The 11,319-nt window shown below is 68.2% G+C and carries 9 protein-coding genes; 5 read left to right on the plus strand and 4 right to left on the minus strand.

Annotated elements, in window-relative coordinates; genetic code table 11:
* Nucleotides 1-49: 49 nt before the first annotated feature.
* A complete protein-coding gene (gene soxR, locus DSD19_RS10790) occupies nt 50-517 on the minus strand; it encodes a redox-sensitive transcriptional activator SoxR (RefSeq protein WP_113669588.1) in 468 nt (155 codons plus the stop codon).
* 157 nt (nt 518-674) lie between these two features.
* On the opposite strand from soxR, the gene DSD19_RS10795 reads away from it, so the two are divergent.
* From DSD19_RS10795 to DSD19_RS10815, 5 genes are all read left to right on the plus strand, one after another.
* Nucleotides 675-1,400: an SDR family NAD(P)-dependent oxidoreductase gene (locus DSD19_RS10795; RefSeq protein ID WP_113669589.1), complete on the plus strand. Its 726-nt coding sequence runs from the start codon at nt 675-677 to the stop codon at nt 1,398-1,400.
* 244 nt (nt 1,401-1,644) lie between these two features.
* Nucleotides 1,645-3,099, plus strand: coding sequence for a glucose-6-phosphate dehydrogenase (zwf, locus tag DSD19_RS10800; RefSeq protein ID WP_113669590.1), 1,455 nt, complete (start codon nt 1,645-1,647; stop codon nt 3,097-3,099).
* Nucleotides 3,096-3,758, plus strand: coding sequence for a 6-phosphogluconolactonase (pgl, locus tag DSD19_RS10805; RefSeq protein ID WP_113669591.1), 663 nt, complete (start codon nt 3,096-3,098; stop codon nt 3,756-3,758). Before zwf ends, pgl begins: the two co-directional genes overlap by 4 nt.
* A 4-nt stretch (nt 3,759-3,762) precedes the next feature.
* Nucleotides 3,763-5,415, plus strand: coding sequence for a glucose-6-phosphate isomerase (gene pgi / locus DSD19_RS10810; RefSeq protein ID WP_113669592.1), 1,653 nt, complete (start codon nt 3,763-3,765; stop codon nt 5,413-5,415).
* Between the two features lie 131 nt (nt 5,416-5,546).
* Nucleotides 5,547-5,798, plus strand: a complete 252-nt coding sequence (locus tag DSD19_RS10815; protein WP_075786410.1) for a hypothetical protein — start codon at nt 5,547-5,549, stop codon at nt 5,796-5,798.
* A 168-nt stretch (nt 5,799-5,966) separates the two neighbouring features.
* Here the strand turns inward: DSD19_RS10815 and DSD19_RS10820 are convergent, their stop codons facing one another.
* The 3 genes from DSD19_RS10820 to nifD all read right to left on the minus strand — a co-directional run bounded on the left by DSD19_RS10820 (nt 5,967) and on the right by nifD (nt 11,287).
* Nucleotides 5,967-7,886: a cation-translocating P-type ATPase gene (locus tag DSD19_RS10820; RefSeq protein WP_113669594.1), complete on the minus strand. Its 1,920-nt coding sequence runs from the start codon at nt 7,884-7,886 to the stop codon at nt 5,967-5,969.
* A gap of 294 nt (nt 7,887-8,180) precedes the next feature.
* Nucleotides 8,181-9,719 (minus strand): nitrogenase molybdenum-iron protein subunit beta, encoded by a 1,539-nt coding sequence (nifK, locus tag DSD19_RS10825; RefSeq protein ID WP_113669595.1) that lies wholly within the window; start codon nt 9,717-9,719, stop codon nt 8,181-8,183.
* Between the two features lie 95 nt (nt 9,720-9,814).
* Nucleotides 9,815-11,287, minus strand: coding sequence for a nitrogenase molybdenum-iron protein alpha chain (gene nifD, locus DSD19_RS10830; RefSeq protein ID WP_075786407.1), 1,473 nt, complete (start codon nt 11,285-11,287; stop codon nt 9,815-9,817).
* Nucleotides 11,288-11,319: the final 32 nt, after the last annotated feature.

An 11,319-nucleotide genomic window follows, 5' to 3' on the forward strand; every position in this document is an offset into this window, starting at 1 on the left:
GGCGTCTCGCAGCAAGGCGCCCGGTGGCTTCGATCCCGCGCGACCCGACTCAGGGGCCGGGCGGCTGTTGGCCCAGCAGAACCGCGCCCCGGCCGGTCGCCGCCAGTCGATCCGCCGGATTGCGCAGCGGGCAGTCGTCATGGGAAAGACAGCCGCAGCCGATGCAGCCGTCGAGCTTGTCGCGCAGCTCGGTCAGCCCGTCGATCCGCGCCTGCAGCGCCGCGCGCCATCCGGCGACCATGGCGCGGACATCGGCCGCGGTCGGCTGGCGCCCCGGCGGGATCGGTTTCAGCAATCCGGCGATTTCGGAAAGCGAAAACCCCAGCGACTGGGCGGTGCGCAGGATCGCGATCCGGCGCAGCACGTCGCGCGAATAGCGGCGCTGGTTGCCGCTGCTGCGATGCGCGCCGATCAGCCCCTTCGCCTCGTAGAAATGCAGCGCCGAGACCGGAACGCCGCTGCGTTCGGCCACCTCTCCGACGCTGAGGAAGCTGGGCGCATCTGTCGCTTTTGCCATGTCGATCCGGCCTTGACCTCAATTTAAGTTGAGGTTTTATACCGGCGGTCGGCTTGCCCATGCAAGCCCCCCGGCCGGGTCGGTGCGGGGTGTTTCCGGAGCCGACGCCGCCCTTTTCCGGCCGCTGCCGCTTCGGTCGGAAGGAGCAGACAAACAAATGGAACCAAAGAAGAAAATCGCGCTCGTCAGCGGCGGCAATCGCGGCATAGGGGCGGCGGTCGCGGCGCGGCTCGCCGAAAGCGGCGTGCTGGTCCTGATCGGCAGCCGGGATCTGGCGGCGGGGCAGGCCGTCGCGGCGCCCCTGGTCGCCGAGGGGGGCGAGGCGGTGGCGGTTCAGCTTGACGTGACCGACGATGCCAGCGTCGCCGCGCTGGCCGGGCGGATCGCCGAGACCTGGGGGCGGCTCGACATCCTTGTGAACAATGCCGGGATCGGGCTCGACCACGACACGCGCCTGACCCCGGTCGCGCGGATCGCGCGCACGCTGGAGGTGAACGTGACCGGCACGCTGCGGCTGACCGAGGCCATGGTGCCGCTGCTGGCCAGGGGCGTGTCTCCCAGGATCGTCAACATTTCATCGGAACTCGGCTCGTTCGCGCTGCGGCAGGACCCCGACTGGGAGCATGCCGACAAGATCATGCCGACCTATGCCGCCTCGAAGGCCGCGGTGAATGCGCTGACGGTGGGCTATGCGCAAAGCCTCGCGGGGCAGGGGATCAAGGTCAATGCGATCTGCCCGGGCTATACCGCGACGGCCGCGACCAATTTCGGCCCCGACCGGACGCCCGGCGAGGCCGCGTCCGCGATCGCTGCGCTGGCGCTGGCGGACGCGGACGGCCCGACCGGCGGCTTCCTCAACGAGGCCGGTGCTCTGCCCTGGTAGGCGACGGCCCCGACAAGGCCCGCCCCGGTTGCGGGGCGGGCGAACCCGGTCGCCCCCCGGCGCGGGAAACTCGCACGGTCCCTGCACCCGCCGGGCGGCAATTTCGCGGAACGCTTCGCGCCCTCGGCAGTTGCGTGCTGGCCGGGGAATGGTAGACAGGTCGAAGGGACCGAGGGAGGCCGCCACCGGGAGATGCGGGTGCTGCCCTGTCCCTGCAACCGCCAGCCAACGCCAGGGAAGCGTCATGGTCTCACGCGTCATACCGGTCGATCCGTTCGATCTCGTCATCTTCGGCGCGACCGGAGATCTCTCTACCGGGAAGATCCTGCCCGGGCTTTTCCGCCGCGATGCCGACGGGCAATTGCCGGAGACCGCCCGGATCGTTGGCGCGGCCCGCAGTCCGATGGACGACGAGGGGTTCCGCACCCTGGTGCGCGCCGCGATCCATGCCGCGATCCCCGAGGGGCGGCGCGACGCCGAGGCCGTCGACCGCTTTCTGACGCGGCTGTCCTATGTGGCGGTCGATGCCACGGGCGAGGGCGGCTGGCCCGAGCTCGCTGCCAAGATGCGCCCCGAGGTGGTGCAGGCCTATTACTTCTCGGTCGGGCCGGGGCTTTTCGGGGCGCTGGCCGAGCGGTTGCATGCCCATGGCATGAATACCGAAGGCTGCCGGATCGTGATCGAGAAACCCTTCGGCCATGACCTGGCCTCGGCCCGGGCGCTGAACGCCACGCTGGCCGCGCATTTCGACGAACACCAGATCTACCGGATCGACCATTATCTGGGCAAGGAGACGGTGCAGAACCTGATGGCGGTCCGCTTCGCCAACATGCTGTTCGAACCGCTCTGGAACGCGCAATACGTCGATCACATCCAGATCACCGTGGCCGAGACCGTGGGCGTCGCGGGCCGGGGCGGTTATTACGACAAGTCGGGCGCGATGCGCGACATGGTGCAGAACCACATGATGCAGCTTCTGTGCCTGATGGCGATGGAGCCGCCCTATGCCTTCGAACCCGATGCCGTGCGCGACGAAAAGCTGAAGGTGATCCGCGCGCTCGATCCGGTGCGCCCGGCCGATATCGTGCGCGGCCAGTATCGGGGCGCGAACGGCAAGACCGGCTATCACGAGGATGTCGAGGACCCGTCAAGCCGCACCGAGAGCTTTATCGCGCTCAAGGCCCATGTCTCGTCCTGGCGCTGGAAGGGCACGGCCTTCTACCTGCGCACCGGCAAGCGGCTCAGGACCCGCACCTCGGAAATCGCGATCACCTTCAAGGATCCGCCGCATTCGATCTTCGGCGAACAGGAAGGCCACCGCGCCAATGTGCTGGTCATCCGGCTGCAACCCAATGAGGGCATCAAGCTGAAGGTCACCATCAAGGAACCGGGACCGGGCGGCATGCGTCTGATCGAGGTGCCTCTGGACATGTCCTTCGCCGAGGCACTCGGTCCCAGTGCGCAAGAGATCCCGGATGCCTATGAACGGCTCATCATGGATGTGATCCGCGGCAACCAGACGCTTTTCATGCGCGGCGACGAGGTCGAGGCCGCCTGGGCCTGGACCGATCCGATCATCGCCGCCTGGGAGGCGCGCGGCGACCGGCCCCAGCCCTACGATCCGGGCTCGTCGGGGCCCGAGGATGCGCTGATGCTGCTGCATCGCGACGGTCGGCGCTGGCGGGAGATCCGGCCGTGAAGCTGCACGCCTATCCCGATCTCGAGATGATGATGATCGCGCTGGCCAATGTGCTGGCGGGCGAATTGAACAACGCGCTGTTCCACGAGGACCGGGTCAGCATCGCGCTGCCCGGCGGCACGACGCCGGGGCCGCTTTACGACGATCTGTGCGCCAGCAGCCTTGATTGGTCCCGGGTCCGGGTGCTGCCAACCGACGAACGGCTGGTGGCGCCCGATCATCCCCGCTCGAACGAGGGCATGATCCGGGCGCGGCTGTTGACCGGCAAGGCGGCCGAGGCGCGGTTCATCGGGCTGAGGCCCGGCGCCGACGGCATGGACGGGCTGACCGAACGGGTGCGCCGCGCGCTGCCGCTGAACGTGCTGGTGCTGGGCATGGGGGACGACATGCATACCGCCTCGCTTTTCCCCGGCGCGCCCGAACTGGACGCGGCCCTCTCGCCCGAGGCGCCGCCGGTGATGCAGATCACCCCGCCGGGCCAGCCCGAGCCGCGCATCACCCTGACCGCGCCGGTTCTGCAGGGCGCGCTCAGCACCCATATCCTGATCACCGGGGCCGCCAAGCGCGCCGCGCTCGAACAGGCGGCCGAGCTGGCCGATCCGCATCTGGCGCCGGTCTGCACGGTGCTGAAGGACGCAACGGTCCATTGGACGGAGTAACGACGTGACCCTTTCGACGATCTGGGACCGGCTCGACGCCCAGGCGGGCCGGGTATCGGCACGCGCTATCGCGACGCTCTTTCACGACAGGAACCGTGCCGCGGCCTTCTCGGTCCGCTTCCCGGGTCCGTCTGCCGCCGCCGTCCATGGCGAAGAGATGCTGTTCGATTTCTCGAAGACCAATATCGACGAGGATACGCTGGAACTGCTGATCGAACTGGCCATCGCCGCCGGTGTGCAGGCCCGGCGCGACGCGATGTTCGCAGGCCGCCGGATCAACGAGACCGAGGGCCGGGCGGTGCTGCATACTGCGCTGCGAAATCCCGAGGGCAAGGTCGCGCTGGATGGCCAGGACGTGATGCCCGGCCTGCGCGAGACGCTTCTGAGGATGCGCGGCTTCGCGCGCGAGGTCCGGGGCGGCGGGTTCGTGGGGCAGGGCGGTGCGATCACCGATGTCGTCAATATCGGCATCGGCGGGTCGGATCTGGGTCCGGCCATGGCCTGCCTGGCGCTCGCGCCCTATCACGACGGTCCGCGCTGCCATTTCATCTCGAATGTCGACGGGGCCCATGCTGCCGACACGCTGAAGGACCTCGACCCCGAAACGACGCTGGTCATCGTCGCCTCGAAGACCTTCACCACCATCGAGACCATGACCAATGCCGAGACGGTGCGCGGCTGGATGGCGGCGCGGGTCTCGGACCCGGGCGCGCAATTCGCGGCGCTGTCCTCGGCGCTGGACCGGACGGCCGATTTCGGCATCGCGCCGGAACGGGTCTTCGGCTTCGAGGACTGGGTCGGCGGGCGCTATTCGGTCTGGGGGCCGATCGGGCTTTCGCTGATGATCGCCATCGGGCCCGAGCGCTTCGACGACTTTCTTGCAGGCGGCGCGGCGATGGATGCGCATTTCCGCAGCGCGCCGCTGCGGGCGAACCTGCCGGTCCTGCTGGCGCTGGTGGGGATCTGGCATGCGCAGGTGCTGGGCCATGCGACGCGCGCGGTGCTGCCCTACGACCAGCGGCTGGCCCGGCTTCCGGCCTATCTTCAGCAGCTCGAGATGGAAAGCAACGGCAAGAGCGTGACCATGAGCGGCCAGGACGTCGCCCGGCCGACCGGCCCGGTGGTCTGGGGCGAGCCCGGCACCAACGGCCAGCATGCTTTCTATCAGCTGATCCATCAGGGCACCCAGGTCGTGCCGTGCGAATTTCTGGTCGCGGCGAAGGGCCATGAACCCGAGCTGGCCCACCACCACCGGCTGCTGCTGGCCAATGTGCTGGCCCAGTCGAAGGCATTGATGGAGGGGCGCGGGATCGAGGCCGCGCGCGCCATCGCCGAGAAGGCAGGCTTCGTGGGCGACGAGCTGGACCGGCAGGCGCGCCACCGGGTGTTTCCCGGCAACCGGCCTTCGACCACGCTGATCTATCCGCGGCTCACGCCGCGGATGCTGGGCCAGATCGTGGCGCTTTACGAACACCGGGTCTTCACCGAAGGGGTGATCCTCGGCATCAACTCCTTCGACCAATGGGGGGTCGAGCTTGGCAAGGAACTGGCCAGGTCGCTGGAGCCTCTGCTGGCGGGGGGGGCGCGTCCCGAGGCGCTGGACGGCTCGACCGCGCAGCTTCTCGATTTCGTCGCGGCAGTCAGGCTGAGCGTCTGACGCGGCGGGGGCCGTCCGGCGGGCGGCCCGGGATGGGGAAAGGATTCGTTTACGTTTTCGACCTAAGCTCGGCCCGGGTTGTGAGCGGAGCGAAGATGTCCACCTGTCGGGAATGCGGGAAAGTTCTGAGCGTGTTCGGTTCGGATGGCGACACGCTTTGCGAGCTTTGTGCCATGGTCCAGGATGCCGAGGTTCTGTTCCGCCAGATCCGGTCGCTGGAGGATGACGGCAAGACCCGCGCCGAGATCACCGAGGCCGTCTGGGACCGCTGGACCGCCGAAGAGCGCGCCGCCGGGTCCGAGGACCGCGCAAGGAAGGCGTTGACCGAGGCCGAACCGGCGGATCCTCCCCGGCGCCGCTGGCCGCGCCTGTCGCTGCGCTAGGGCGGTCTGCCCGTTATCCCTCAGATTTCCGGCGGGCTGTGCCGCCCGTGGCGCCGGTCAGATCCAGTCGCGCGGCGCAAGCCCGCGGCCGGGTCCCGCCGTCGCGCCCGGTCCGAGGGCTTCGGCCCCCGCGGCTCGGGCAGGCTTCTGCCGAGGTCCGGCCCGGCTTCAGCCCGGGCTGCGGCGGCGGATCGGGTCGGCCAGCAGCCGCAGCCCGTTCAGCACCACCAGCACGGTGCCGCCCTCATGGCCGACCACCGCCACCGGCAGCGGCAGATCGAAGAACAGCCCCGAGGCGACCAGCACCGCCATCGCCCCCATGGCGAAGATCAGGTTCTGGCGAATGATCCGCGCCGTGCGCCGCGCCAGCGCATGGGCGGCGGCAAGCTGGCCCAGATCCTCGGACAGCAGCGCGACATCGGCGGCCTGCAGGGCCACCTCGGACCCGGCCGCCCCCATCGCGATCCCGACATCGGCCCGCGCGAGCGCCGCCGCGTCGTTGACCCCGTCGCCGACGAAGGCGACCCGGCCCGCCTCGGTCAGCCCGGCCACGATCCGCACCTTGTCCTCGGGGCGCAGATCGGCATGGATCTCGGAGGGCGCGATGCCCAGATCGCCGCCGATCCGTTCGGCCACCGCGCGCCGGTCGCCGGTCAGCATCGCGACACGCGCGACGCCCCGCGCGCGCAGCGCCGCAAGCCCGGGCCGGGCGGTCGGGCGCGGCTGATCCTCGACCGTGACAGCCCCCAGAAGCCGCGCGCCCCGTCCCAGCAGAACCAGCGTCTGGGTCCCGCGGTCGAGACCGCCGACCGGGGCGGGCCGGTCGTCCGGCGTGTCCCTGGCCCCCATCCGCGCCGCGAGCCGGGCGTTCCCGGCCCAAAGCACGCCCTCGTCGTCGACCCCCACCATGCCCTCGCCGGGCACCGCACGGGCCTCGCGCACGGGGACCGGCTTGAGCCCCCGAGCGGCGGCGGCGCGGCGGATCGCATCGGCGATCGGGTGTTCGGAATGGGCCTCGAGCCCGGCCAGCCGCGCGAGGAAGATATCGGGATCGCCCTCGCAGGCCAGGTCGACCACCTCCTGCCGCCCAGTGGTCAGGGTGCCGGTCTTGTCGAAGGCGAAACTGTCGACCCGGGCCAGCGTCTCGAGCGCGGCGCCGCCCTTGAACAGGACGCCGCCCCGCGCCGAGGCCGACAGCGCCGACAGGATCGCGGCCGGAACCGAGATCACGATGGCGCAGGGGCTGGCCGCGACCAGCAGCGTCGCCGCCTTGTAAAGTGCCGCGTGCCAGCCAAGGCCCAGCCAGACGAAAATCGCGAAGGCCAGCACCGCGCCCGCGAGCACGGCCACCGTATAGCGCTGGCCGAACCAGTCCGAGAAGCGTTCGGACGGCGCGCGGGCGGCCTGGGCCTCGGTGACCAGCGCGATCATCCGCGCGACGGTGCTTTCGGCCAGCGGCCGGGCGACCTCGATGGCCAGCACGCCATGCAGGTTCACCGTCGCCTCGAAAACCTGCGCGCCGGGCTGCTTGTGCACGGGGACGGATTCGCCGGTGATGGTGGATTCGTCGATCGCCCCCTCGCCCTCGCGGATCGTGCCATCGACCGGCACACGGGCGCCGGGGCGCAGGATCACGATGTCGCCCGGCATCAGATCGGCCACCGCGATCTCTTCGGTGCCGCCCGAGGCGGTGCGGCGCAAGGTGCGGTCGGGGCGCAGTTCCATCAACGCCTCGATGGCGCGGCGGGCGCGGCCCATGGCGCGGTGTTCCAGCGTGGTCGACAGGCTGAAAAGCGTCAGCAGCACCGCGCCCTCGGCGGTCGCGCCGACCGCCGCAGCCGCCAGCGCCGCGGTCACCATCAGAAGGTCGATATCGAGTTCGCGCTCGGTCCAGAACGCCCGCAGCGCCCGCATGGCCGCCGGAATGCCGCCCGCGGCATAGACCAGCGCCAGCGCCGCGGTGCCCGCGACCGCAGGCCAGCCGGTGTCGGGAAAGGGACCCCATCTGAGTGCGGCGGCCGTCAGCATCCCGGCCAGGGTCAGCCCGGTCAGGGCCAGGCGACGAAGGTCTTCGGTCGGCAACGTCATGATCGGGTCTTCCGGTCTGGCAGGCGCCCGGCCGCAGGTCGTGTCCCTGCGGCCCGGGCGGCCCATGGCTGGTCCGCGCCCGGGATATATCCTGTCGTGCGGCCTGCGTCAGCGGCCTTGAACGCGACGCGACCATGCGCCTCTTCGGGGCCGCGGGCGTCGGAGGCGGGGCGAAAAAGACATGCGGCCGGTCCTTTCGGACCGACCGCATGCCGGGGGAGACGCCCTTGGGAAGCTGCGGTCCCGGCGAGGGACTTGGGATTGGGACAGGATCGCCGGAACCGTCGAGGGGCGTCAGCGGGTGAGATCGAAGGAAATGTCGGTCTCGCCCAGGGTCCCCGTCTCGGTGTCGAGCTTGTCGAAAATCGTGTCGAGGATCTTGACCAGAACGGTCAGGCCGCCCTGATAGCCGAAGGTCGGGAAGCGGTGATGGTGGTGACGGTCGAAGATCGGGAAGGTCAGCCGGATCAGCGGGATGTTCAGGTCACGTTCCAGATACTTGCCGTAGCTGTTGCCGATCAGCAGATCGGTCGGCTCGGTCGCGAGGATCGAGCGCAGGTGCCACAGATCCTTCCCGGCCCAGACCTGGCAGCCCTGCCCGTAGGGTGAGGAGCCCAGCAGCTCTTCCATCTTCTTGGCCCAGTCCTTCGAGCCGTTGGTGGCCAGGCAATGGGTCGGCTCGCCGCCGGTTTCCATGACGAACTTGGCCATCGCGTAAACGAAGTCCGGATCGCCGTAGATCGCGTAGGTCTTGCCGTGCAGATAGGCCTGGCTGTCGGCCATCGCGTCGACCAGGCGGCCGCGCTCCAGCGTCAGGCAATCGGGAACCGCCTTGCCGGTCAACTCCGAGACCGTCATCAGGAACTCGTCGGTGCCGGACACGCCCATCGGATAGTGCAGGGCGGCGGTTTTCTGGCCCTTCTCTTCGCAGAATTCCAGCGTCCGGCGGGTGCAGTATTCCTGCAGCGACAGGGTCGCCTTGGCGTTGATCGCGGCCTTGACGTCATCCAGCTTGGTGCCGCCGGCATACATCTGGTAGTCGCCGTCCGAGGGGGTGTCGTAGACATCCGACACGTCCGACAGGATGGTGTATTCGACGCCCATGGCGGCCAGCATGCGGTTCATCTCTCGGATGTTGGCGACCGCGAAGCCGTCGAAGCCGGGAATGATGTTGATGCTGTCGGTCTCGGCGCGCTCGGCATCCTTCCAGAAGTGGGTCAGGATCCCCTTCTGCATGTTGTCGTAGCCGTCCACATGGCTGCCGACGAAGGCGGGGGTGTGGGCGAAGGGCACGTCGAAGTCCTCGGGCACCGAGCCCTTTTCCTTCGACTGGATGATGAACGAGTTGAGGTCGTCCCCGATCACCTCGGCCATGCAGGTGGTCGAGACGGCGATCATCTTCGGCTGGTAAAGCGCATAGGTGTTGGCCAGCCCGTCGACCATGTTGGTCAGCCCGCCGAACACGGCCGCGTCTTCGGTCATCGACGACGACACCGCCGAGGCCGGTTCCTTGAAGTGGCGCGACAGATGCGAGCGGTAATAGGCGACGCAGCCCTGCGAGCCGTGCACGAAGCTCATGGTGCCTTCATAGCCCGCGGCGGCGAAGACCGCGCCCAGCGGCTGGCAGGCCTTGGCGGGGTTGATGACCAGCGCCTCGCGGGCGAGGTTCTTCTCGCGGTAGTCCCAGGACTTGGTCCAGTCGAGGATCTCGGTCACCTGGGGCGCGGTCGGCGCATTCTCGAACGTCGCCCGCTTGTTCTTGAACATTTCCTTGTATTCGGGCTCGTGGAACAGCTTGTTGTGGTCGAGCACCTTGTCTGCCGATTGGGGCATGGCTTGGGATCCTTCTTCGGGCCGTCCGCATTCCGAGACGCGGCCGAAAGGGTTGAGGGAGCTGGCGGGAGGTCTCGGCCCCCCGCCGAAGGGCGTCAGGCCGATTTCTTCCAGGGCGCGTCGAACAGGCCCCAGACCGGGTTGTTGATCGCCAGATCCATGTCGCGGGCGAAGATCGCGAAGCCGTCATAGCCGTGATAGGGGCCGGAATAGTCCCAGCTGTGCATCTGGCGGAACGGGATACCCATCTTCTGGACCGGGTACTTCTCCTTGATGCCCGAGCCCACCAGGTCGGGGCGCATGCCTTCGATGAATTTCTCGAGCTCGTAGCCGGTCACGTCATCGTAGATCAGCGTGCCTTCCTTGATGTACTCGCCGGTCCGCTTGTAGTCGTCGCCATGGGCGAATTCGTAGCCGGTGCCGACGATCTCCATGCCGAGGTCGTGATAGGCGTCGACCACGTGGCGCGGCCGCAGCCCGCCGACGTACAGCATGACCTTCTTGCCTTCGAGGCGGGGCTTGTATTTCGCCAGCACCGCGTCGACCAGCGGCTGGTACTTGGCGATGACCTCTTCGGCCTTGTCCTGGATGGTCTTGTCGAACTTGGCGGCGATGGCGCGCAGGCTTGCGGCGATCTGGGAGGGCCCGAAGAAGTTGTATTCCATCCAGCCGACGCCGTAATTCTCTTCCATGTAGCGGCAGATGTAGTTCATCGACCGGTAGCAGTGGATGAGGTTCAGCTTGGCCTTCGGCGCGTTCTCGATCTCGGCAAGCGTCGCGTCGCCGGACCAGGACCCGACCACGTTCAGGCCGATTTCCTCCAGCAGCATCCGCGAGGCCCAGGCGTCGCCGCCGATATTGTAGTCGCCGATGATGTTGACGTCATAGGGGCCGGGCTGGTAGCTCGACTCCTCGCCGCCGTTGAACACCCAGTCGCGGATCGCGTCGTTGGCGATGTGGTGGCCCAGCGACTGCGACACGCCGCGGAAGCCTTCGCAGCGGACCGGCACGATGGTCTTGCCGATGTCCTTCTTCTTCTTCTTCGAGACGGCCTCGATATCGTCGCCGATCAGGCCGATCGGGCATTCCGACTGGACCGAGATGCCCTTGGCCAGCGGGAACAGCTCGTTGATCTCGTCGATCGTCTTTTCAAGCTTCTTGTCGCCGCCGAAGACGATGTCCTTTTCCTGGAAGTCGGTCGTGAACTGGAAGGTCACGAAGCTGTCGACGCCCGTGGTGCCGGTATAGTAGTTGCGGCGCTGGGACCAGGAATAATGACCGCAGCCCACCGGGCCGTGGCTGATATGGACCATGTCCTTGACCGGACCCCAGACCACACCCTTCGAGCCGGCATAGGCACAGCCGCGGATGGTCATCACGCCGGGGACCGACTTGATGTTCGATTTGACCGTGTCGCATTTCGACACGATCTCGGTTTCTCCTTCGGCCACGGGGGCCGCCACGCCCAGGTGCTTGGCGCGTTTCTTGGCCGACTTGGCGGGATAGGCGGAGAGGACCTCTTCGATCAGCTTTTCGGGCGCGATCGGATCGGGAATGTCTTTAGCCATCTGGCAGGCTCCTTGGGGCGGGGTGGGGGGGG

The organism is Rhodovulum sp. BSW8, assembly GCF_003314725.1.
Classification (GTDB): Bacteria; Pseudomonadota; Alphaproteobacteria; order Rhodobacterales; family Rhodobacteraceae; genus Rhodovulum; species Rhodovulum visakhapatnamense.

Excerpts from the sequence above, each read along its gene's own strand:
- DSD19_RS10795 (WP_113669589.1), top strand. The coding sequence starts at position 675 with ATGGAACCAAAGAAGAAAATCGCGCTCGTCAGCGGCGGCAATCGCGGC.
- zwf (WP_113669590.1), top strand. The coding sequence starts at position 1,645 with ATGGTCTCACGCGTCATACCGGTCGATCCGTTCGATCTCGTCATCTTC.
- nifK (WP_113669595.1), bottom strand. The coding sequence starts at position 9,719 with ATGCCCCAATCGGCAGACAAGGTGCTCGACCACAACAAGCTGTTCCAC.
- soxR (WP_113669588.1), bottom strand. The coding sequence starts at position 517 with ATGGCAAAAGCGACAGATGCGCCCAGCTTCCTCAGCGTCGGAGAGGTG.
- DSD19_RS10820 (WP_113669594.1), bottom strand. The coding sequence starts at position 7,886 with ATGACGTTGCCGACCGAAGACCTTCGTCGCCTGGCCCTGACCGGGCTG.
- nifD (WP_075786407.1), bottom strand. The coding sequence starts at position 11,287 with ATGGCTAAAGACATTCCCGATCCGATCGCGCCCGAAAAGCTGATCGAA.